This is a genomic window from Virgibacillus senegalensis, assembly GCF_000821245.2.
In the GTDB taxonomy this organism is placed as follows: domain Bacteria; phylum Bacillota; class Bacilli; order Bacillales; family Amphibacillaceae; genus Sediminibacillus; species Sediminibacillus senegalensis.
In genome coordinates this window covers 734,625-756,925 of record NZ_LN611424.1, presented here as the reverse complement: position 1 = coordinate 756,925, position 22,301 = coordinate 734,625, and the positions used below count along the sequence as shown (strand labels likewise).

The following is a 22,301-nucleotide window of genomic DNA, read 5'->3' as shown; positions in this document are numbered from 1 at the left end:
GATTTTTCTTCCACCCTCTCTTTATCGAAAGGCTCATTCTAAAAACAGCTATTTTACTCAGACCGCAGAGGAAATAAACTCGCTTTCCGCGGACGAACGCCCGAGCCTCCTCGCAAAGCCCGCTGTGGGGTCTCGTCCGCCTGTTTTTCCGCACGAGTCTCGCTTATTTCCTCTGCTAAACTATTTCGCTCTACAGGGCCTTTTTAACCGCTTGCTGCCATAAAATTTTATGCTTTAATCGTTCAACGTGAATCTCGTTTTAAAACCTTTATCGTATTGTTTATTCCCTTGATATACCCATTATGAAATGGATACATGGACTGTAAAATCTCTTGTTCCAACGCATGAACGTTTTTCTTACACGGCCAAATGCCTCTTTGTTTGAAGCACGCATCCATTTCAAACATTCTTCCAGCCCTTTTCCGGCTGTCTTCTCATCACTTGTCTTAAACCATTGTTTTTCTTTACAGAACGGGCACTTTTGTTGCCTTTGTCTTGTGTAAAGCTCTACTCTTAAGGCGCTTCCTTCTTCCTCTATATTCCATACATCTACTTGTTTATCTTTAATCCCCAGTCAAAGAGAGAGGGAATGAGTGTATTTTTTTTGCACACTGCAGGAACACCCATCACAACAGGGGGACACCACCACATTCAGTATAGAGCCATCCTTCTTTTGACAAGACATTAAGTTTTACATAAAAAAGCAGCTTAACCTGATCAGCAGTGCTATAGGTTAAGCTGCTTTTGCTATACGCTATCCTGTTAACGTTGTTCCAGCCGTGCAATCCGGTCATCCAAATCCGGATGGGAAGAAAACAACGTAGCCATTCCGCTTTTACCATTGATTTTCATGGTTTGAATCGCAGCATCATCGGTGCGATCATTATCCAGATGCGCTCTGTCCACATAGGATTTCAGTGAACGCAATGCATGGGCCATTTTATCACGGCCTGCTAAATCGGCTCCACCTCGGTCTGCCCGATATTCCCGCCAGCGAGAGAACGCACTGACCACGATACTTCCGAGAATCGAGAACAGTATTTGAAATACAATAATGGCCGCAAACCGTACGACCGTTTGCATTTCCGAACGAACCAACCTGGATACAACAATAGCCACCACTCTGGATAGAAAGACGACAAATGTGTTGACGACACCCTGAAGCAAGGTCATCGTCACCATGTCTCCGTTAGCAACGTGGGCAATTTCGTGGGCAATGACACCTTCTACTGCGTCGTCATCCATTGTTTGCAGCAGGCCGGATGATACGGCGACAAGCGAGCGCTTTTTGGTCGGACCGGTCGCAAAAGCGTTCACCTCTGGAGAATGATAAATACCCACTTCTGGCATGTGTGCCAAACCGGCAGCGCGAGAAAGCCTGTGTACCTTTTCAACGACAGCACGTTCGTGTGGTGCCAACCAACCGTCCGGATCCAAGACGTTGACACGCATCATTTTTTTCGCAACCCAGCGGGACATTGCCAACGACATAAAGGAACCAATAAACCCGACAAGCAAACTGAACACCATCAGCGAAGCATAATCGATTCCCAATCCTGCACCGCCTGTTTCAAACGAACCACCGATGTCAGTAAACGTCGTAATAATCGACCAGACAATCACGATGGTCGTCATGACCAGAATGTTGGTCAATAAAAAGAACAGAATTCTTTTTCCCATATCCGAACCTCCATTTTTCAATGATTTTCCCATTAGTTTAACATGATTTCCCTTCTTATACCCTATAACAACGTACCGAATCGAACAAAAGAATAGCCCTGTTTTCACAAAATTGCCATTTTCTCGTATTAACAAATGACCTATTCAATTTATGCTTTGTCTTTTGGAAGGTCATCGTGTTTCACCAAAAGAATTACTTCAATGCCGATTGGTTTGATGAACAGGAAAATACCTGCATATTGTCAAATGTAGAAGAAAGCAAAACCGAGAAAGTGAACGAGGAAGAGGATTAATTGATTGAAGGGAGAATGTAACATGGGTTTATTAGACAGATTTGCTAAACAATTCGAAAAACCTGAAGGATATTTAGGAGCCCTTGCAGGAAAACTGATGGAGATGTTCGGTTATAAAAAGATTGAGTGGACCATTTCATTGTTGGACCTCCAAAAAGAAGACAACGTTTTAGAGGTTGGATTTGGACCTGGCATCGGGATTGAATTGGCAGCCAACGCTATTCAAGATGGATATATTGTTGGAGTCGATTATTCTGAAAAAATGTTGAAACAAGCTCAAAAAAGAAATAAAAAACATATGGAAGAAGGAAAAGTTGAACTAAGACTTGCCGATGTAAGTGACCTCCCTATCTTTGACCTTCCGTTTGATAAAGTCTTCTCCGTAAATTCCATTATATTTTGGAAGGAGCCGACAGAAACCTTAAAGGCGATTCGTCAACGTATGAAGCAAAATGGAATAGTCGCCATAACTGTCCAACCTTTTGAAAAAGGTGCAACAGAAGAAACGGTCAAACAAATTGGAAATAAAATAGCCAATCAGCTTAAAGACGCTGGTTTTTCCTCTATTAGAATGGAAATCATATCCACAAAACCCGTTTCCACTGTTTGTGTACTTGGAATAAATCAATAAAAAACAGGAAACGTCGTAACCTGATTTTGTCAGAAAAGAAGGAATTGGGCCACGAGTAAAACGCGGCCCAATCTACTGACTGAATATCCCTACCTCGTTTAATGCATCACATCCACCACGATCCGGGATGAAAACGACGGGGTTTCAAAGCTGACGCTGTCCGTCTTCAAATCAAAAACGGCCACAAAAGTATCACCATCGCGTTCGTAATCAATCTGGTTCACTACGGGACTGTTGTTAATTTGAATCGTTCCGCCTGACTCATCCAGTTCCCCAGCGATTTCTCCATACGGAACCTTTAAACGCAATTGGCCCTCTTCTTCCTCCAACTGATAATTAGTAATGGTTTTATTTAAGTCAAAGACAATCCTCGTATAATCCGCATGAATGCCATAACGGATATTTTCCAGCAAGGTGGTCGAGACATCCACTTGCCGCTTAGCGGTGTAATCACCGAAACTAGCATTCAATTCTCCTTTTCCTTCTGCAGAGGCATGGAAGACGCCGTTAATGATTTCGCCAATGTCACCGCTAACTGTCCAGTCAATTGCCTCCGGATCGATATCAAGCCTTTCTCCCTTTTCATCGTATCCCTTCACCGTCAGGTCGATGGCTTCCCCAACGGAAGCTGATACATCCAACGGCAAGATTCCTAAAACACCTTGATTTTCATAAGGCTTTGTTCCTTCCGGATAAGGGTTGTACAACAAGTATTGATTGCGGACTTCTTCAATCCATATGTTTAATTCATCCTGCCAGAAATCCATGATTTGTTCTACTGGCTGGTCGTCCAAAATCATGCCAGGGACATCCGGATCACCGATCAAGTTGGCATAGCTGGACGTCATTTCGAACGCTTCCGGATTTTGATCGCGCATAGCATCTACTAAATGAAGGCCAAGTGCCACCAGATCGATTTCAGAAGGGTCATCTATATGAACCTGCACACCACCGATCAATTGTCCTTCATGTCTTCCGAACATTGGCGTGTAATAAGCAGAACGGAAATGGACGCCGGCCAGGTCACGACTGTTCATCTCAGCAGCCAATGCTTCTCCATCTATTCCAGGTCCGCCGACCAGTTCGAATGGCTTGGTCGTACCCAATCCCGTCGATAGATTGGTGTCCTCAACCAATTCTGTCCCGGTGTATAGGTAAGCCGACTCCATTGTCGGGATGTTCGGAGAGGTCATCACCCATGGAAGACCGGTATCTTCATAGTGCATTGTCCGTTTCCAGCCTTTCATTTTAGCGACCTTTAAGTCGACGCCCATGCTGTATTCATGATTCCACATGGTAGCAAGCTCGCCAACCGTCATGCCGTGCCGTACCGGCAGCAAAAATCTCCCCATAAAGCTTACTGTCTCATCTGAACGAAGCGGTCCTTCCACCCTGGTTCCGCCTATCGGATTAGGCCTGTCCAACACAATGACTTCCTTATCGTACTCAGCCGCCGCTTCCATTGCAAAACCTAACGTGTATATATACGTGTAGACATTGGAGCCGATATCCTGGATGTCGAACAACAATACATCGACATCCTCCAGCATTTCCTCTGTCGGTTTCCATGTCGGTCCATATAAACTGTACACAGGCAGTCCTGTCTTTTCATCAATGTAGGATTCGACATACTCACCAGCTTCCTGGTCCCCCCGGATTCCATGTTCCGGCCCGAATAGCGCCGTCAATTGCACATCCGGATGCTCGTAAAGCAAGTCGCTCGTGCTAACAAGGTTCCTGTCCACTCCCGTCGGATTAGTGATTAACCCGACTCGTTTTCCATCCACCCAATCTAGGTGATCCTTGAGAAACACTTCCACTCCAGGCATGACCTTCGCCTTTTTGCCCGGTTTTCCTTCGGCATGTACGGCTGTTGCCGACGCAGCCAGCAGTAACAAGAAAACAATTGTACCCAGCATCACTTTACCTGGTTTCATCAAACTCCTCCTTGGTTTAGTTTTGCTCCTGCACATGAATGGTTTCCAATAATTTATCAAGCTTTTTGTTCGTCTCGTGCTGCTGCTGATGCAACCAAATCAACTCTTCGATTAAATCTTTTTCCGACATCACCGTCATTAGATGGTCCTGGGCATGAACGAGTAAAACCGGCAACACAGCCAGCTGGTCAACTGCATCCTCCTGTAAAAAAGCGGTTTGAATTTTGTGAGCCTTGAGCAATTCATCGGCAGCCTGTTTCCGTTTCGATTCGATGTCATCAAATTGTCCGTTTTTTGCATCGTGTAATGCCTCATGTAAAAAAGCCTTGGCGTTTCCTGCATACAAAATGATTTGCATGGAAAGATCCTCTATTTTCATTTACAACCCTCCATAATGAATCAAGCCCACCTTATGCTGGTCCAGCCAATCGATCATGTTGCTGTCCGTCAGCAATGCCAGTTCCTTTGCCCTGGTGAATCGATAACTGCTCTTTTGCTCCAGCCAGGTGTCCATGAAGCCCGGGTGGCACATCACTTCCGTCACACCCGGCTCCAATTCAGAAAACAACTGCAGCAAGTAATCAGCAGATACATGGTCTTCCCCATAAAAATCATAACGAAGATAATCGGTAGTCCGGATGTCTCCATGGTTTTGCTTTTCACTGAACGTCCGGATCGGCAGCCCGTGTTCCTTGGCAACCTCGTTCACTGCCTCCAAGGCGCACGGAATATGCAAGTGCATATGATGGTGACTATCGATATGGGTTACCTTGACCTCTTCCTTAAGCAAAAACTGCAGCTGTGCTTCCAATTCCTGCTTTATATCCTGCTTTTGGGCTGAGGCAATCAGCTTTTCACCCTTCAAAAAATCACCATTTCGATCAATAAGGCTCGCAGGCGATGAAGATAACGGGCGGCCTGCGTCCAGCACAAAGTGCAATCCAATTCCTAAGTCCGGAAAAGGCTTCGCTGCTTGTAAAGCCTCCATAGCAAACTCCGTATTTACCATGGCAGTGGTACTGGTAACTATTCCATGTTGATGGGCATAAAGGATGCCAGCAGAAACACCTGGTGTGAGTCCAAAGTCGTCGGCATTGATAATCAGTTGTCGCTTTTTTTCCATATAAATTCCCCTTACCCCTGTCCGGCAGTTACGGTTGGATTATCGTCCGTATTGTCCGCTTCCTCGCTTTGCTCTTCTGCCAACAGCTGTTTGTCATACAGGCGGAAAAATGGATAGTAGATAACCATGGCAATCAGGATATTGACGAGCATCAGCACACCGCCGCGCCAGTCACCGGTTGTTAAGATTCCGGATATCGGAGGCGGAGTCGTCCAAGGGACAATCACATATGGCTTGCCTACCAATCCGAGCGACATGGAAAAGTATGTGACAATCCCGACAGCAAGCGGTGCCAGAATAAATGGAATCACTAATAGCGGATTCATCACGACCGGCGCCCCGAAAATAACAGGTTCACTTATATTGAAAAAGCTGGCACCGATCGAACCTTTGCCCAATCCCTTTAAATGTTTGGAGCGGGCCCTCCAGAGAAACAGCACTGTCAAAGCAAAAGCCATCCCGGATCCGCCGACTGCCCACCAGATTGCCATAAATGGCTGTCCGATAATGTTTGGCAGCTCTTCACCAGCTTGATGTGCTGCCACATTTTCCTCGGTCAAACTGTACCAAATCGGGGCCATGACACTGGCCACCACAGAAATACCGTGAATCCCGAATGACCACAACAAGTGAATCAAAATGATCGCGATGATGGCACCCCAAAGACTTCCTCCAGCCATTTGAAGAGGTTCGCGCAAGACTGCTCCAACCACTCCGTGAAGCGATAACTCAAACGAAGCCTTCAACAGTAAGTCGACACTCCAGACAATCGCAATGATTGCAGCTCCAGGAATCAGCGCCGTGAACGCACGCCAAACAGAAGGTGGTACACCATCCGGCATGCGGATGACGATGTTTCTTTTTTCAAAAAATCGATAGACTTCGACCGTGACAATTGCCAGAACGATAGCGATGAACAGTCCTTCGCTTCCCATTAAATTGAGCGGGATGTTACCTTCTTCCGTTAACGGTGTGGCCACGAAGAAAGCCGCTACAGCGAGCACACCAGCTGATAATCCGTCCATTTCATAGCTGACAGCTAGATTATACGCAATTGAAAATACCGCAATAAGTCCTAATAATCCAAAGGTCGCATTGACCGGGATATTCAGCGCCGGTGCATATGCTGACATAAACTCTGCCCATGAGGGGACAGGTGGAGAACTAATGATGAGAAAAATACTGCCGATAATCAGCAACGGCATCACGGCGATGATTCCATCCCGGATGGCTTTTAAATGGCGTTGTTCGGCCATTTTTCCCGCAATCGGCATGAAGTAACGCTCCATAAATGCATTAAAACGGTCCATCTCTTTTCCTCCCTTAAATGGATTGAAAGCTCTTTTTCAGTCTAGGGGGAATACCGCTTCCGCTTCCTATTTGTGCCCAAAAGGCCAGCGCAAGCAATCATGGTGAACATGCTTAAAACATTCATTGCAATTAATTCGGTAACGCTTACAAAAAATTATGGATTGAGAAGCTCGAGTGCCTGGTCTAGCACCTTTTTTCCATCCCTGAGGCCGTATGCTTTCATATCGATGATGGCTATGGGGGTATCTGCTTGTTTTGCTTTTTTGAACAATTCGTTTTGTTTATAGCGGATTTGCGGACCAAGCAAAATGACATCGGACGTCTGTAATTGCTCATCAATCTCGTCAACGGAATAAGCATCGATTTCTGCCTCGATTGCCCTGTCAGCTGCCGCTTTTTTCATCCGGTCCACAAGCAGGCTGGTGCTCATGCCTAACGCACAAAGTAAGGCTATTTTCATTGGTGACCCCCCTGTTTCTCTTGGTAAAATTGTGGCAAATACGGTCGGTTTACCTGCAGCATTTCCTCCAAAATGGCTTTCGCTTTATCCACAGATGGAATAAGCGGATGCAGCGTTAGCGCCTGTAATGCCAATCCTTTATCTCCGGTCACTGCAGCCTCTACCGTCAGTTCCTCGTATGCTTTGACCACTTGAAGCAGTCCCCTTATTTGCGGTGAAACCGTTCCTACTTGTAGCGGAGTGACACGGTGACTTTCCACTACACAATTCACTTCGATACAGGAATCATCCGGCAGACAGGAAATCGTTCCATTGTTACGGACGTTCAATGTATGAATGTGTCTTGAATTAGTGTGAAGCGAGGTCATCAGACGGACAGCGGCTTCCGAGTAATAGGCACCTCCCCGCTGTTCCAGTGCCTTCGGTTTTTCATCAAGTGACGGATCCTGATAAAGCTCGAATAACTCCTTCTCCACTTTGCGGACTTGATCAGCCCTCGTCTCGTTGTTGCGGTACTGCTCCAGCTGCTGATCCAACAGCTGCTCTGTTTGGTAGTAGTATTTGTGGTAACCGCACGGAATGGCTTGCAGCGATTGCAGAAAGTCAAGGTCCCAGCCAAAAGACGGAATATTTCGTGCCTCATAGCTATCTGAAACACCCGTGAGGATATCCTCTATTCGCGACTTTCCCTTCACGTATAACTCGGTTATCCAGATTAGATGGTTGATGCCGACAAAAGTGATACTGATATCATCCATGTCCGTGTTGTACGTTTGGGAGAATTTTTTGTAATAATTGATGGGATTATTGCACAAGCCGATAACCTTGACACTGCTATGTTTCAAAATGGCCTCCGTGACAAGACCAGCCGGATTGGTAAAGTTGAGCAGCCAGGCATCCGGTGCCAGCTTCTCGATATCTCGGCAAATATCCAAAAGAACCGGTATCGTACGAAGTGCTTTCATAAATCCTCCGGCACCTGTCGTTTCCTGGCCAATCACCCCATGCTTGAGTGAGATGTATTCATCACTCCGCCGCATTTTCAGCTGACCGACACGGATTTGCGTAATCACATAGGAAGCGTCCTTGATAGCTGCCTGCCGGTCGAGCGTGGCCGTCAATGTTATGGACAGTCCAGCCTTTTTAATCATCCGACATGCCAGTTTTTCCATTATCGACAGTTTCTCTTGTCCCTCCGGGACGTCGACCAGCCAGATTTCCGTAACACCGAGCAACTCGCGCTTCTCCAAAATCCCTTCTAAAAGCTCTGGTGTGTAAGATGATCCCCCTCCAATCACGGTAATTTTCATTAGCTTCATCCTTTCTCTGCAACGTTGCTTACTGTCATTCTACCTCCCAGGCCCATCCACTTGGAGGGAGACTTTTACCATTGACAATGGTAAAAAGTTAATTGGAGCTTCGCACCACCTACTTGGCAAAAATAAAAGCAAAGGGAATCAGCCCCCTTTGCCTGCTCATACTTTTGTTATGGTTTGAAGAAATTCCTTATAACTGGAGCAGTCCAAAAGCTGCAGCAGCAACTTTTCATTGTCGACAAGCCTGACTAGCGCCTGAAACATCGGCTTTGCCTCCTGCTTCTTTTCTCTGTCGATATTGAGCAAAAAAACAATTTGCACTAGCTTATCAGCCCAAACAATCGGCTTTTTTAATGTGACAATCGACCAAAAAGTATTATCGGTCATCGGCTCAAGCGGATGGGGAATTGCCACTAAATTGCCAAAGCTGGTCGGTGCATAGCTTTCTCGCTCTAACACCGATTCCATGTATCCATCGCCAACTATTCCATCTGCAGCAAGACGCCGGCTCAAAAAACGGATCACTTCTTCTGGAGAAGCAAAATCGCGATGCAGAAACGTGTACGTTTCGACCATATAGCACTCCACAAGGTTCTTCTCCTTCTCCAAAAGACAGCGTATTTTGGTTACATCACTGTCGCCTAAAATAGTCCGGACGAGCACCACAGGAACAGGCATTCTTCGGTCGATGGGAATGGTAGTGACAATAAAGTCGATATCCTCCAATTTCTGTTCTTCTAAACTGTAATATTCCGTCGTTCCAACGATTTCCAGATCGGCACCAAAACGATCCTCCAGTTTATACAGCAGCAGCTGGGCGCTTCCAAGTCCAGTAGCGCAGACAATCAAACACCTGCTGACCCGGGAAGCCCTTCTTTTTGCACGCTCCTGAGCAGCCTCCAGATGGAGTGCCAAATAACCAACTTCATGCTCATTTACACGGATCCCCAGCAATTTTTGTAACTCATCGGCTCCCGCTAAAGCAGCTTCGAAGGAAAGCGGATAATTCTTTTTTATATCTTCAAGCAGCGGATTTCTTATATTCATCTGATACTTATGTCGATTGATCGCCGGTCTTAAGTGGAGACACATATGCAATAAAAGCTCTTCATCATCAGCAAGCCGGAACGAATAAAGCTCATCTATTTTTTTCACCATTCGCTTAACAACCTGAACCAATTCCGGATCGATCGCAACAGCTTCCTCTGCAATCCTTTTATCCGGCTTACTTCGTTTAGTCCCCTGTAAATGAAGCGTGAGATACATCACTTCCTGTTCCGGGAAATTAACAAGCAAACCCTCTTCCACTAATTCCATAATCTCCCGTGCTACCTCATATTCTTGGAGAGAACGCATTTCCTCCCACTGCATTTCGTTCATTTCTACCTGATTTTCCGATTGAATACGTTTACAAGAAATGGCGATATGTGTGATCAGATTTTGCAGACCAATATCAGAAATCATAATACTGTGTTTTCGCAAGCTGGTTAGAATGGCAGTACGGATGTGCTCCAGATGTTCAGACGGCAAAATGTCCCGCCAATTTCCGGATGCTTCAATGAAGGAGGGTTTTTGGTTGAATAAATACTCTGAAATGCAAAAGCGGATGTTTGTTTCCTTTCCGATGACCTTGATACCATATCCCGGACGCTGATCTACCGCCAATTCATAGGTTTCCAAAATCGACCGTACATGTTTCAAATCGTTTTGCAAGGTTGAACGGCTGATATAAAGCTCCTCCGCGAGTGTTTCCATTTTTACATAACCGGAATGAAACAATAGCTTCTCCATTACATAAACGATTCTGGTTTCCGGGTCATCCGGAGGGAGCTTGTTTTCCGTTTGTATGTATTCCTGAAAAAATTGTTGAAATGACGCTTCATCTTTGACATGCAATTGATAACCTATCCCTCGTTGGGATTCAATGCACATATTTCGTTGGGAAAGCAGTTGATTTAACGCTTTGATTTCGTTTCGCACGGTTTTCTCACTGACCTGCAAACCGGCTGATAATTCGGCACATGTGACCGGTTCATTTGATGCTAAAAAAAGCTCCAGCAACTCCCGTCCACGTCCATTCATGGCAAAACCCCTTTTTCAGAAAATGATTACCTTTACTATAGCATGGCCGGCTGGGACACAAAAGGGGAAAAAGAGGAGGGGCAGCCCCTCCTCTTTTATTGATAAACATGTCTTTTATTAATGATTATAATCTTTCAGCATTTGTCTGAATCGATCTGGGTAATTGGTGAATACTCCGGTTATCCCCCATTGCATAGCCAAAAGCATGTCTTCTTCAGTGTTAACTGTATAGGGATGAATCAATAATCCCTTTTCACGCACCTTGCTAATATAATCTGCTCCACCTTCCATTTGCTTGATACGACTAAAGCTCGGGCCGACTCCGATCGCATATTCCGCGATTTCATCCAGCCTGCTTGTCCCTTCCTGATCAGGTCGGCTGATCAATTGGACAAGCGGAAGATCAGGGTTTATTTCGTTCATTTTCAAAAGGCTCTCCTGGGAGAAAGACTGAATGATCACGTTGCTGGAACGCCCGTTCACACCAGTCAGTTTGTATTCCTCCAGCAGCTCGTTAAGCTTTTCCTCCATACCTGGGTAGACATCCGGTGATTTCGTCTCAATATAATAATGTTTGCTTTTTCCGAAATGCTCAAAAATCTCTCGTAAAGTCGGGACCTCCAGACCGGCATATTCCGGTTTCGCCATTTCCGGATTTTGCTCATTAAACCAGGTACCTGCATCCAGCTGTTTGATTTCTTCGAGTGTCATTTCTCCCACGCGCCCGGTACCGTCGGTAGTCCGATCGACCGTTTCGTCATGCATGGCAATCAGTTCGCCATCCTTTGTCATTTGCAGGTCTACCTCGATATAGTCTCCCTTCTTTTCCACACCAAGTTCATAGGCAGCAATCGTGTGCTCAGGGGCATAACCGGAAGCACCACGATGGGAAATGTTCAACATTCTTTCATCGGGAAAAGGCAAATCTGCTTCACCCTCGGCAGCATCAGCCTGGACAGTTCCGATTTGCGATGCTCCTCCCATTACGGCAGCCGACATAGCTAGATACGTTACAAATTTTTTCATATCCATTCCCTCCCGGATTTGTTTCCTACTGAAAAAGAGATTCTCCATCAAGTCCTTCTTCTCGTAAGTATGCGTCCTGGACCTTCTCTTAATTCAAATCCTATCTGACTTTGTCCAGTACTACAATGAGAGGCTGGTAGGAAAAAACTTCATAACATTTTTACATTAATTAGTAGTATAGTAGTGGCTAGAGATAGCCATCCGGTAGCTTCGAACTAAATGGGTATCGCGCTACTGTTTGCTTAATACGAATGTCTCCACATTGTCATTCCACTCTACTGTGACCTCTACTTCCGTATATTCCGTCACTTTGGCATTCGTGGGATTGGCTTCATCGCTATCTGTGAGCGTACCATTTTCCTCCAACAATACACCGCTTCTTCCAAAACTACCCATGGATTCTACAAGGTAAGAAACTTCCCCGACAGCATCAACATCACTCCCCTTGTATACTAGCCTGAAATCCTGCGTTTGATAGTCATCACTGGTTTGTGTCACTCTCAAATCCGCCGACCAATTTTCCGACTCGCCAGAATAAGTAAACGTATTCGTGTTACAGGAGGTCAGGAATACGATTAAAATCAACAATACGACCAAAATCCTACGATACATATATGTTTTCCCTCCTTATCAAAGACAGTCTTTCTATTGGCGGGTGCTTCCTACTTTCGGACAGCCTTTAATCCTTTTCGAGCTTTCTTGCGATTTCAGTAAGAATTTCATTTCTGGTTCGTTGAATTTGGATAAAGCGAATGGCGAACCAAACAACAGAACCTATTACAATAAGAAGTACCAGTGGGTAAAGCATAAATAAGAATTCAAAAAAATCTATCACACGTCCTCCCCTTTTCCATCCATCCTGTATTTTATTTAACAAATATACACCCAGTATGTATAAAGTAAAGAATAACCTACAGACAATAGAACCTCATGAGCATATACTGATTCCATTCATACCTGCATCCTACAAATTATTACATATACACTCGTTGTAGCAGACATTCTTTATACTATCGGTACTCCCCAAACTCGAACGAATCTACTTTATTCGGTACGTTAATTTGTGATAGTTAAGCGCGAATCCTTTATCGATTTTTTCTCAATTCTTATATTTTGTCGACAGGATGGCACTCAACACGACAGCTACAACTGCCGGACCAATAAACAGCAGTAAAACGTTCATTACTATCTCCTTTATGCTCGTGTGACGTTAACTGATCAATCATTTCGTAATATTTGTGCAAGTTTTACATTCTGTTGATAAGCATAAAATGTTTACTGAAGAATTCCCCCATTGTCCCCTTGTCCTTTTTATTGATATACACCTCCTTGTCATAATTTCCATAAAAAAGAGGCGATCTCCTTCCTGGAGAAACGCCCTGTTATATCCGATTTATTTTTACTACCCAATAAATCTCACCGTCAACGTTACATCTGCATGATTTGAATCAGGTTACCGCAGGTATCATCAAATACAGCTATGGTCACCTCCCCCATTTTTGTTGGCTCCATCGTAAACTTCACACCTTTTTCCACTAACCGTTTGTGCTCTTCATCAATATCTTGAACACCAAACATCGTTACCGGAATTCCGTCAGCAAATAGCTTTTGTTGATATTCTTTGGCCGCAGGGTGTTCATTAGGTTCGAGCAACAGCTCTGTACCACCTTGGTCCTCGGGAGACACAAGCGTTATCCATCTATGTTCTCCAGCGGGGACGTCATGTTTTTTTAGAAATCCCAACGTTTCTGCATAAAATTCCAATGCCTTGTCCTGGTCTTCTACGAAAATACTGTTCACGATGATTTTCATCTTTTTCCCTCCTATGAAATGTTGGTGAGTGCTGGCGCCCATGTTCGCTGCCGACCGCCATTTCGAATTAATCTATCCAACTTTCCAGCAGATTTTTCAATGGTTTGTTGTTGAATAAGAGTACTCGATATTTCCCCTTTCTCATTGAATTGACGAGCCCGGCATCTTCTAATACAGCCAGATGCTTTGCTATCGCTTGTCGAGAAATGGACAGATTATGCTTCATCACCAGTCGAGCGGTAAGTTCATACAACGTCAGTTCGTTTTTTTCTGAGAGTTCGTCTAAAATCAGCCGCCGAGTCGGATCGGCCAACGCTTTGAATATAACGTCTTTATCCTCATTCATATATTGAGTATAAGCAACCAATTAGTTGCATGTCAATGAAAAGTAACTTTATGGTTGCATAAATTGAAAACAGTGTCCTGCTTTTCAGGTAGACTAATGGCAACTCAACCAAAGCACAGTACTGGTACTAATTTAGATATCGAGTCATGATTAAGTCCATTTGCTCTTCATCACCCATGTAGAAAGAGTGTGCCCCTGTCTGGACAAATCCCAGTTTCTTGTAAAAAGCGATAGCATGCTCATTTTTTTCCCATACGCCAAGCCAAATCTTCTTTTTACCACATTCCTTAGCAATTTCTATCGCTTTATTCAATAGATATTTACCAAGCCCGTGCCCTTGAAAGTTGTTCTTTATATAAATCCGCTCGATCTCAAAAGATTCTTCGCCCATTGCTTCTGTCTGAGCCTCATTGATGTTTACCTTTAAGTATCCAGCCACTTCTCCCTCAGAGTAGACAAAAAAGAACGCTGAGTTGGGACAGGACAATTCTTTTTCCAATTGTTTTAGATTGAATGCTTTTTCCAAATAAGCTTTCATATTTTCAGGGGAATTCTGATGCTTAAATGTCTCATTGAAAGTTTCATAGCTGATTTCCTGAAGTTTCCGCAAATCTTCAAGGGTGCACTTGTTTAAATAATAAGTCATAATATGCAGCCTCCTTCTCTTGATCAATAATTTCTCTTGTTTCCTTTTTTCACAAATTCCCAATCTTCCTCTACATTTTCTCTTACTCTTTGGAGAAGCTGACAAAAGAGTTCCGCTTCCTCCTCTGTAAAGCCCTGCAGTGCCATCGCATTGGAATGATTGTTTTCCCTTATGATAAACGGATAGACCTTTTCCCCTTTCCCTGTTGGAAAAAGATTTTTAATTTTTTTGTTGCGCGAGTCGTCTTTCTTTTCAATAAAGCCATTCATTTCAAGCTTTTTAATCGCATTAGGCAACTGTTGTTCGATCGACTTTTATCATCTCTGCCAGCTTTTCCTGAATAATTCCCGGATTTTCACATATTCATAAAAGATACAAATATTGCCCTTTTGTCAGTTCATGTTCCTTAAACTCTATGTTACTAATAGAATCTAACACCCTTGCAATCATTCCAATTTCCCTTATAATCTCCTTCATCGCGAACCCCCTTACTAGTAGTTTAGTTGTAAGTACAACATTTCCTAAAACCAAACATTCTACATTATTGTTGCATTTACAACGTTATTAAGTCTCTCGAAAATGCTTACAATCCCTTCAAAGTAAATTAAAAGACCGAATCAATACGATTCGGCCTTTTACTAGTTAACTAAAATAGATTCAAATGATAACCCCAAATTCCAAAGTAAGGAAAGCATGCAAGCCTTCACCCGCTTTTACAAGCAGTCATGCCGGTTTCTCAATTCAATTGAGTAACCAAATCAGGGATTACTCTGAGGACCGAAGGGGAATTTTCTGCTTCAATCCTGATTAACATCCCGTTTTCTCTTTTGAACCATTTCCTTGACCAACTCCTGGTTAGGACCACCCGTTACATTCCTTCTCGCCACAAAACAGATTGGATCCACAATTTCGCGCCAATCTTCGTTCTTGAGCTGAATGCCGTCAAGCCATTCATTAACTTTCTCTACCGGAATTTCATATAATTCTAGCTTAGCCGCATCCGCTTTTTTGGCAATGATGCTGGCAAAGTGATGCGCTCTGCGGAACGACAATCCATAATCACGAGCAAGGACATCTGCAAGTTCTGTGATTGTTATCATATTTTCCCGAGCCTGTTGAAAAGCTCTGTTTCTATTAAACTCCATCGTAAGCACCACAGCCCGCATTAAACGGAGCACCCGTAACCCTTTACGATAGCCCTCATACAAATGCGGCTGTAAATCGTCTTCTGTATCATTGATATCGCCGTACGGAGTGTTGTGAATCATGTGCACTACCGTCATCCCTTCACCAGCCGCACTGCTTGCCAGTGCTCTTGAATGTTCGATGGAAACAGGGTTGCGCTTTTGCGGCATGATGCTGCTGATTTGCACATAAGCATCCGACACTTTCAACAATCCTACTTCCTTGGAAGCCATCCGTAAAAATTCTTGTATCCATCTCCCCATGTTGGTCATCAAACTAATCAAGGCTTGGGCAGCTTCAATTAAGTAATCTGCAGTCCCGATAGCATCGTAGGAGTTTTCCACCAAACCATCAAACTTCAGTAATTCAGCAACCCGTTCACGGTTTATCGGAAAGCCCGATGTCGTGATAGCCGCTGCCCCCATAGGGGATTTGTTAACCGTTTGGAAAGCATTTTTTAATCGTGTGATATCTCTGTCTAAGTTATCGGTTACAGCCAACAAATAATGGGCGAAGGTTGTAGGTTGAGCGGGCTGCGTATGTGTGTGTGCAGGCATAATGGAGTCAATATGCAACTCCGCCTGGTACAGCAATGCTTTTCTCAAGTTTTCGGCTTCCTGGAGAGCAGAGGTGATATAATCCCTTATGACAATACGATACATCGCTTCGCCCATATCATTACGACTTTTCGCAATGTGCATTTTCCCGGCAAGTTCTTCCCCGATAATCTTACCGATTTGCGACTCTACCAAAAAGAACAAATCTTCAAATTCGGTGGAGTAATCCAACTCAGCCGTTTTTACTTGTTCCACTTCCTTTACGCCCTTCAGGATCAAATCCGCTTCTTGTCTGGAAATGATATGCTGTTCGGCAAGCATGGTGGTATGCGCTTTGTGAATCAGGAACATCGCTTCCAGTAAATGTTCTTTTTGATCATAAAATACCGGCTTCAATAAAGCTTCTACATATGTTTTTCCCGGGAATTGCACCCCGTCCATTGCTTCAAACTCTTCCTTTAGTGAACCCATAACCATAACACCCCAATAATTTCATTAGTAAACACAGGCATCTTCCAGCGTTTTAAAGCGTATTCTCTGATTTCACCCCGAAAAATTTATACGATACGAACAGAACAATCGCGATCAGCCCTACCTGAATCATGCCATAGGCAGCCGCCTGTCCGAGATTGAACATTCGCAGCTGGTTCATGATTTCGATAGATATTGGTCGGTTTCCAAGTGTATACAAGAGGACAGAAGTCGGGAACTCTCCTACCGCCTGGACGAAGGCAAGAAGTGAACCACTCAATACTCCCGGCATGATAAACGGAAGAACGACTCTGCGAAAGGTGTAAAACCATTTCGCCCCCAGATTTTGAGCAGCTTCCTCTATCGAATCATCCATCTGCTCCAGGACGGCATTGGTGGACCGTACAACGAGTGGAATAAACCGGACAAAATAAGCGAGCGGCAAAATCCAGAAAGTACCTACCAGCACTTTGCCAAATGAAAAGGCAGACGGTTCATTAAAAGCAAGGATCAAGTTCATCCCGACAACCGTTGCCGGCAATGCCCAAGGAATCATGACCAGAATATCCAGCAAGTTTTTTCCAACGAAGCTTCTTTTTACCAGAGCATAGGAGGTGATGATACCAAATACAAAAACCCCTGCACAGGCGATTGCAGCCATGATCAAACTGTTGCGGACCGGATCCCAGATGTTCGGATCCTCAAATAGCAGGCGGAAATTTTCCAGACTGAATGCCTGCGGATACGTTTGCCAGGTCCAGGCACCCTCCGGCACGAGTGACAACACAAGCAGCGTGACATGCGGCAGCAATAATACTACCATCGCCAGAATGCCTATTGTGACCATCGCCCACTTTAAAATCGGGTTACTGACCTCGCTCCGATGGGCACCGATTCCTTTGCTGGCCATCCGATAATCTTTTCTATTTTGAAACCAGCGCATAAATAAAAGGAAAGCTATTGAGACTACTGATAGAATCACGGATTGGGTGGCAGCCATGTCCAAATCCCCGTTTGTCTTGGAAAAATAGATTTGCAGACTCAACACACGGAAACCGCCCGCTAATAAAAACGGTGCACTAAAGGACGCCATGGAAACCATGAATACCAACAACGATGCAGCAACCAATCCCGGAGTCAATAACGGAAAGGTAACCTTCCAAAACACGCCGAACCGGCTGGAGCCCAGGTTATATGCCGCCTCTTCCAAAGAAGGATCAATGTTATTCAATGCGGACGAGGTCGTCATATAAAAATAGGGATACATGGTATAGGCGTGGACGAGTAAAATTCCGGATATTCCGCCAATGCTGAACGGCACTTCCGACAAATGAAACAAATCCTTTATGGCGTTTGGCACCAAGCCCGCTTCGCCGTACAGAAACATAAATGCCATGACCCCTACCAAGGAAGGCAGGACAATCGGCATGATGGCTATATTCGAGAAGAATTGGCGACCAGGAAAGTCATATCGATTAAATATATAAGCCAGCGGAACCCCGATTAACGCACTGAAGAAAACCGATAATAGGGAGATATAAACAGAGTTCCACAATGCTTCAAGATTGGAAGCAGCTTTGGTTCCAAAAAAATCGGTATAATTTTGCAGGGAAAAAGCCCCGTTTTTCTTGAAGCTCTCAATCAATGTTTCAATAGATGGATATAACACATATCCTACTAGCACTAATACAATAGGAATCAACAAGAGAATGGTTCTTCTTTTTTCAGCATTCAGCATATGTACTTGTCACTCCCTCGCCTTTGGAATCACTCTGATTTGATGTTGAGGTAGTTGAAAGCTAATCGGAGTACCTTCTTTTAAGTAAGTGCTCGGCCCATGGTTTAAATCAGTAGCCCGGATATGTGCACCATTTTCCATCTCAATATAGGTATGCACCGAAGCTCCCGTGAACTGGACAAGCGATACTTTTCCGTTGAATATGTTTTTCCCCTCGTTTATATCTGGTCGAATTCGCACTGCTTCGGGGCGGATGGACATGACTAGCTCTTCTTCCTCCGTGTAGGCACCGATATTTTCCTCGGTTGAATCGACATAAACGGGATGATCAAAATCCGGAGATTGAAAAACAGCTATTCCATCCACCTCTTTGTCCGGCTTAACGGAAAATAAATTCGTCTCCCCTATAAACGCTGCCACAAAATCATTGACTGGCTTATTATAAATTTCGGACGGGGTCCCGACTTGCTGGCACTCACCGAAATTGAATACGGCGATTCGGTCGCTCATCGTTAATGCTTCTACCTGGTCATGTGTTACGTAAATGGTGGTGATGCCATACTCACGCTGCAAGCGTAAAATCTCGTTTCGCATTTCATCTCGCAATCTAGCGTCCAAGTTACTCAGCGGCTCATCCAAAAGCAAGATGTCCGGTTCAATAACTAGTGCGCGCGCCAAAGCAACACGCTGCTGCTGACCGCCACTTAACTGGCTTACCTGACGATCGATATACTGATCAAGACGAACCTTCTTTAATACATCCTCCACTCTTTGTCTGGTTTCACTTTTGCTTATCTTCCTGACCTTCAGGCCGAAAGCGACATTTTCATAAACGGTCATATGCGGAAAGAGGGCATAATTTTGAAATACCATCCCGGTATTTCTTTTTTCCGGCGGTACCGTGGTCATATCTTTATCGTTGAACTTCACTTTTCCTTCGGTAGGGTAATAGAAACCGGCAATCATTCGAAGTGTAGTTGTTTTGCCGCAGCCGCTGGGACCGAGAAAAGTGAAAAATTCACCTTCGTTTATCAACAAATCCAATTCTTTAACAGCTGTTATGTTGCCAAAACGTTTAGTAATCGTAGATAAATTCACCGTTGACATCGAACTACATCTCCTCTAATTCAGGAAAACCAAGCCCTGGCCGTTCGTTACATGGCTGGAGCTTAGTTTTCCTGTTGTTAATCCGCCCATTAGCGATGGAAGGAGGGCTATTCTTCTTCGCTCTTGTCTTTTTCCGAGTTCTTGATGTTATTATCCCAATAATCCATCCATTCTGGAGATTTTTCCTGGAATGTACTCCAATCGATTTCCATCGGATTAATTTCTGTCTCGGTTATCCAATCCGGAAGATCTTCCACATCCTCCCGAGTCGGAATTCGATAGTACTTTTCAGCAAGTAACTTGGCAGCCTCTTTCGTGTTGACGAATTCATAAAAAGCTTCCGCCGCTTTTGGATGCGGAGCGTCTTTTACAATCGCAATCCCTTCTGTCAAAACAGGGGTACCGCTTTCCGGAATCACATAATCAAACGGGTATCCTTTTTCTTCGGCAAGCATGACGGTATCCGGCATATTCCAAACCGAAAGCGACCCTACTCCTTTTGCCACCTGGTTATACATCATTTCCGGGTTGGCGGAATATTCTTTGGTATTGGCATCCAGCTTTTCGAGCCATTCATATCCTTCATCCGGGCTCTCCGTATCCTTATATGTCCGATAGATCATGGCAGAGTAAATCGTCCGCATCGTACCAGATGCCAAAGGATAACGAATGATCAGTTCATCCTCCCACTTCGGATCGACGAGTTCGTCCCAGTCTTTTGGCACTTCCTCTTCAGACAGTTCTTTATTATTGTATAAGATAACTTCCGGTGTAATCGAAGTACCGGACCAATACCAGTCTTCATCATGGTACAATTCATCTAAAGTATCGGCATAAGAAGGCTTGTATTCTGCAAGCAGGTCTTCTTCTTTAGCCTGATCAAAGTTGACCTGTGGTGCTCCCCACCAAACGTCGGCCTGTGTATTGTTTGCCTCGGATCGAATCCGGTCCAGTATCTCCTGTGAACCCATATCAAGAAACTCCATGTCGATTCCGTATTCCGCCTCGAATTGCTGTTCGAATTCGCTTAATATATCGTTTCCATGCGGTGAATACACAACTACTTTTTCTTCCAGTTCATCGCCTGATGCTGCCGTATCTCCACCGCCATCTCCTTCACCAGATGCTTCGTCATCCGAATTTCCAGCCATACAGCCTGCTAAAACAAGCAACAGTGCAGCGAACATACTTAAAAGCCACGTTTTTTTAATTTTCCCCACAACAATACCCCCTTTGTTAAATAGCAAAAATAGTATCGAATTCCTTCAGAAATAAAGCAACTGCTCCAATGACGCCAGCTTCTTTTCCGAATGTCGTAGCTACTACTTCACATCTCTTAGGAGCGAATCTCTCGATGATTTCATTTATTTTCTCACTAATCATTGAGTAAGAACGGCTTACACCACCTCCTAAAATGATGATTTCAGGATCAAACAGTGACACATAATTGGCAATGCCTAGAGCTAAATTCTCTACCGCTGAATCAATGATTTCCACTGCATCCTTATGTCCCTGTTGATACATTTGGAAAGCCTCTTGGGCTGTCGCACGTGAACCGATCTTCTTCGTAAGCTGATCACCGATCGATGAACCGCTGGACACACTTTCCAAAAAACCAAATCCTTCATACACGGGATGATAGTTTCTCGCAAAGATGCGATCCGTTACCAAGTAACCTATTTCTCCGGCACTGTAATTACTTCCTCGATACAGCTGTCCATTGAGCATAATTCCGCTCCCAATTCCGGTTCCAATGGCAATATAAATCAAATTTGCTTTCTGTTGCCCTGCTCCTTTCCAATGCTCGCCTAACACGTTGATATTCACGTCATTATCTACAAATATCGGAAAGTCAAAGTATTGGCTAAGCTTCTCCCGTATCGGATATTGCTTCCAACCAAGTGCCGGCGACTCATACACAATTCCCTCCTCTACATTGGTCATACCGGGGACGCCTACCCCCATTCCCAAAATCTGATCATCAGAGAGATTTAGTTCTTCTTTCATTGACTCTATATCCAATTGAATATGTTCCAACAGCCCACTTTCCAAATTTTTTTGTGTGGGGAATTCCCGATAAGCACAAATATTGCCGTTTAAATCACTAATTCCGGAAGCGACCTTTGTACCACCAATGTCCACCCCAATTACGTAAGCAAAACGGGGATTGAAGCATAGATGGACAGGCTTTCTCCCTCCATTTGCTGAAGCTTCGCCACTCCCTGTCTCGTATATCCAGCCATCCTCTAATAATTGATCAACGAGACCGGAAACAGTGGGTTTGCTAATGTTGATTTTTTTTGAAATTTCGGCTCTGGATGTTGGCTGATGATCGATGACACATTGCAATACCAGCCGTTTGTTCATATTTTTAATGTATGCCGCATTTCCCTTTTCCACTTTATGCATTACATAAGCCCCTTAAACAATCGGATTTTACTTCACCTTTGCTATGCTGATTGCCAGCAACCTTCGTCGGAATTCCTACTGACAGGAAGACAAGCATAGTTAGTTAGGTTTACTTATCAACTATGCCCATCATATTTGAAAGCGTTTATATTTGTAAAACTCCGAATTTTA

The 22,301-nt window shown here is 44.3% G+C and carries 19 protein-coding genes and 2 pseudogenes; 1 reads left to right on the top strand and 20 read right to left on the bottom strand.

Annotated elements, in window-relative coordinates; translation table 11 throughout:
- Window positions 1-190: 190 nt before the first annotated feature.
- Both BN1067_RS20700 and htpX read right to left on the bottom strand, forming a co-directional pair.
- Window positions 191-457 (bottom strand): annotated as a pseudogene (locus BN1067_RS20700) (transposase); the annotation flags it as partial.
- A gap of 305 nt (window positions 458-762) precedes the next feature.
- Complete coding sequence (gene htpX, locus BN1067_RS07790) at window positions 763-1,680, bottom strand: protease HtpX (protein WP_053218305.1); 918 nt, start codon at window positions 1,678-1,680, stop codon at window positions 763-765.
- 315 nt (window positions 1,681-1,995) lie between these two features.
- Between htpX and BN1067_RS07785 the strand changes: the two genes are divergently transcribed.
- On the top strand, window positions 1,996-2,604 hold the full coding sequence (locus tag BN1067_RS07785; RefSeq protein WP_053218304.1) for a class I SAM-dependent methyltransferase: 609 nt from the start codon (window positions 1,996-1,998) through the stop codon (window positions 2,602-2,604).
- Between the two features lie 98 nt (window positions 2,605-2,702).
- Here BN1067_RS07785 and BN1067_RS07780 read toward each other — a convergent pair whose 3' ends face one another.
- From BN1067_RS07780 to BN1067_RS07695, 18 genes and pseudogenes are all read right to left on the bottom strand, one after another.
- Window positions 2,703-4,541 carry an exo-beta-N-acetylmuramidase NamZ family protein gene (locus BN1067_RS07780; RefSeq protein ID WP_110943377.1) on the bottom strand — a complete coding sequence of 613 codons (1,839 nt, stop codon included), beginning with the start codon at window positions 4,539-4,541 and terminating at the stop codon, window positions 2,703-2,705.
- A gap of 16 nt (window positions 4,542-4,557) precedes the next feature.
- Window positions 4,558-4,920 (bottom strand): PTS lactose/cellobiose transporter subunit IIA, encoded by a 363-nt coding sequence (locus BN1067_RS07775; protein ID WP_053218303.1) that lies wholly within the window; start codon window positions 4,918-4,920, stop codon window positions 4,558-4,560.
- Window positions 4,921-5,664, bottom strand: a complete 744-nt coding sequence (chbG, locus tag BN1067_RS07770; protein ID WP_053218302.1) for a chitin disaccharide deacetylase — start codon at window positions 5,662-5,664, stop codon at window positions 4,921-4,923.
- A gap of 11 nt (window positions 5,665-5,675) precedes the next feature.
- Window positions 5,676-6,974, bottom strand: a complete 1,299-nt coding sequence (gene celB / locus BN1067_RS07765; protein WP_053218301.1) for a PTS cellobiose transporter subunit IIC — start codon at window positions 6,972-6,974, stop codon at window positions 5,676-5,678.
- Window positions 6,975-7,129: 155 nt separating this feature from the next.
- On the bottom strand, window positions 7,130-7,435 hold the full coding sequence (locus BN1067_RS07760) for a PTS sugar transporter subunit IIB (protein ID WP_053218300.1): 306 nt from the start codon (window positions 7,433-7,435) through the stop codon (window positions 7,130-7,132).
- On the bottom strand, window positions 7,432-8,754 hold the full coding sequence (locus tag BN1067_RS07755) for a 6-phospho-beta-glucosidase (RefSeq protein WP_053218299.1): 1,323 nt from the start codon (window positions 8,752-8,754) through the stop codon (window positions 7,432-7,434). Before BN1067_RS07755 ends, BN1067_RS07760 begins: the two co-directional genes overlap by 4 nt.
- Before the next feature lie 156 nt (window positions 8,755-8,910).
- Window positions 8,911-10,833, bottom strand: coding sequence for a BglG family transcription antiterminator (locus tag BN1067_RS07750; protein ID WP_053218298.1), 1,923 nt, complete (start codon window positions 10,831-10,833; stop codon window positions 8,911-8,913).
- 117 nt (window positions 10,834-10,950) lie between these two features.
- Window positions 10,951-11,859, bottom strand: coding sequence for a glycerophosphodiester phosphodiesterase (locus BN1067_RS07745; protein ID WP_053218297.1), 909 nt, complete (start codon window positions 11,857-11,859; stop codon window positions 10,951-10,953).
- Between the two features lie 231 nt (window positions 11,860-12,090).
- A complete protein-coding gene (locus BN1067_RS07740; protein ID WP_053218296.1) occupies window positions 12,091-12,471 on the bottom strand; it encodes a hypothetical protein in 381 nt (126 codons plus the stop codon).
- A gap of 816 nt (window positions 12,472-13,287) precedes the next feature.
- The gene (locus BN1067_RS07735; RefSeq protein ID WP_053218295.1) at window positions 13,288-13,671 is read right to left on the bottom strand and encodes a VOC family protein; all 384 of its coding nucleotides are present in this window, start codon (window positions 13,669-13,671) and stop codon (window positions 13,288-13,290) included.
- Window positions 13,672-13,738: 67 nt separating this feature from the next.
- On the bottom strand, window positions 13,739-14,017 hold the full coding sequence (locus BN1067_RS07730; protein ID WP_053218294.1) for an ArsR/SmtB family transcription factor: 279 nt from the start codon (window positions 14,015-14,017) through the stop codon (window positions 13,739-13,741).
- A gap of 127 nt (window positions 14,018-14,144) precedes the next feature.
- Window positions 14,145-14,663, bottom strand: a complete 519-nt coding sequence (locus BN1067_RS07725; protein WP_053218293.1) for a GNAT family N-acetyltransferase — start codon at window positions 14,661-14,663, stop codon at window positions 14,145-14,147.
- A 23-nt stretch (window positions 14,664-14,686) separates the two neighbouring features.
- Window positions 14,687-15,140, bottom strand: a pseudogene (locus BN1067_RS07720) (MarR family winged helix-turn-helix transcriptional regulator).
- Between the two features lie 320 nt (window positions 15,141-15,460).
- The gene (argH, locus tag BN1067_RS07715) at window positions 15,461-16,876 is read right to left on the bottom strand and encodes an argininosuccinate lyase (protein WP_053218292.1); all 1,416 of its coding nucleotides are present in this window, start codon (window positions 16,874-16,876) and stop codon (window positions 15,461-15,463) included.
- Between the two features lie 52 nt (window positions 16,877-16,928).
- A complete protein-coding gene (locus BN1067_RS07710; RefSeq protein WP_053218291.1) occupies window positions 16,929-18,614 on the bottom strand; it encodes an ABC transporter permease in 1,686 nt (561 codons plus the stop codon).
- Between the two features lie 9 nt (window positions 18,615-18,623).
- Entirely contained in the window at window positions 18,624-19,721 is a 1,098-nt protein-coding gene (locus tag BN1067_RS07705) for an ABC transporter ATP-binding protein (RefSeq protein ID WP_053218290.1), read from the bottom strand.
- A gap of 107 nt (window positions 19,722-19,828) precedes the next feature.
- Window positions 19,829-20,941: an extracellular solute-binding protein gene (locus BN1067_RS07700; RefSeq protein WP_234400649.1), complete on the bottom strand. Its 1,113-nt coding sequence runs from the start codon at window positions 20,939-20,941 to the stop codon at window positions 19,829-19,831.
- A gap of 16 nt (window positions 20,942-20,957) precedes the next feature.
- Complete coding sequence (locus BN1067_RS07695; RefSeq protein ID WP_110943376.1) at window positions 20,958-22,130, bottom strand: ROK family transcriptional regulator; 1,173 nt, start codon at window positions 22,128-22,130, stop codon at window positions 20,958-20,960.
- Window positions 22,131-22,301: the final 171 nt, after the last annotated feature.

What these genes read in the sequence shown, in the direction of transcription:
- htpX (WP_053218305.1), bottom strand. Translation starts at nt 1,680, where the DNA reads ATGGGAAAAAGAATTCTGTTCTTTTTATTGACCAACATTCTGGTCATG.
- BN1067_RS07785 (WP_053218304.1), top strand. Translation starts at nt 1,996, where the DNA reads ATGGGTTTATTAGACAGATTTGCTAAACAATTCGAAAAACCTGAAGGA.
- BN1067_RS07780 (WP_110943377.1), bottom strand. Translation starts at nt 4,541, where the DNA reads ATGAAACCAGGTAAAGTGATGCTGGGTACAATTGTTTTCTTGTTACTG.
- BN1067_RS07775 (WP_053218303.1), bottom strand. Translation starts at nt 4,920, where the DNA reads ATGAAAATAGAGGATCTTTCCATGCAAATCATTTTGTATGCAGGAAAC.
- chbG (WP_053218302.1), bottom strand. Translation starts at nt 5,664, where the DNA reads ATGGAAAAAAAGCGACAACTGATTATCAATGCCGACGACTTTGGACTC.
- celB (WP_053218301.1), bottom strand. Translation starts at nt 6,974, where the DNA reads ATGGACCGTTTTAATGCATTTATGGAGCGTTACTTCATGCCGATTGCG.
- BN1067_RS07760 (WP_053218300.1), bottom strand. Translation starts at nt 7,435, where the DNA reads ATGAAAATAGCCTTACTTTGTGCGTTAGGCATGAGCACCAGCCTGCTT.
- BN1067_RS07755 (WP_053218299.1), bottom strand. Translation starts at nt 8,754, where the DNA reads ATGAAGCTAATGAAAATTACCGTGATTGGAGGGGGATCATCTTACACA.
- BN1067_RS07750 (WP_053218298.1), bottom strand. Translation starts at nt 10,833, where the DNA reads ATGAATGGACGTGGACGGGAGTTGCTGGAGCTTTTTTTAGCATCAAAT.
- BN1067_RS07745 (WP_053218297.1), bottom strand. Translation starts at nt 11,859, where the DNA reads ATGAAAAAATTTGTAACGTATCTAGCTATGTCGGCTGCCGTAATGGGA.
- BN1067_RS07740 (WP_053218296.1), bottom strand. Translation starts at nt 12,471, where the DNA reads ATGTATCGTAGGATTTTGGTCGTATTGTTGATTTTAATCGTATTCCTG.
- BN1067_RS07735 (WP_053218295.1), bottom strand. Translation starts at nt 13,671, where the DNA reads ATGAAAATCATCGTGAACAGTATTTTCGTAGAAGACCAGGACAAGGCA.
- BN1067_RS07730 (WP_053218294.1), bottom strand. Translation starts at nt 14,017, where the DNA reads ATGAATGAGGATAAAGACGTTATATTCAAAGCGTTGGCCGATCCGACT.
- BN1067_RS07725 (WP_053218293.1), bottom strand. Translation starts at nt 14,663, where the DNA reads ATGACTTATTATTTAAACAAGTGCACCCTTGAAGATTTGCGGAAACTT.
- argH (WP_053218292.1), bottom strand. Translation starts at nt 16,876, where the DNA reads ATGGGTTCACTAAAGGAAGAGTTTGAAGCAATGGACGGGGTGCAATTC.
- BN1067_RS07710 (WP_053218291.1), bottom strand. Translation starts at nt 18,614, where the DNA reads ATGCTGAATGCTGAAAAAAGAAGAACCATTCTCTTGTTGATTCCTATT.
- BN1067_RS07705 (WP_053218290.1), bottom strand. Translation starts at nt 19,721, where the DNA reads ATGTCAACGGTGAATTTATCTACGATTACTAAACGTTTTGGCAACATA.
- BN1067_RS07695 (WP_110943376.1), bottom strand. Translation starts at nt 22,130, where the DNA reads ATGCATAAAGTGGAAAAGGGAAATGCGGCATACATTAAAAATATGAAC.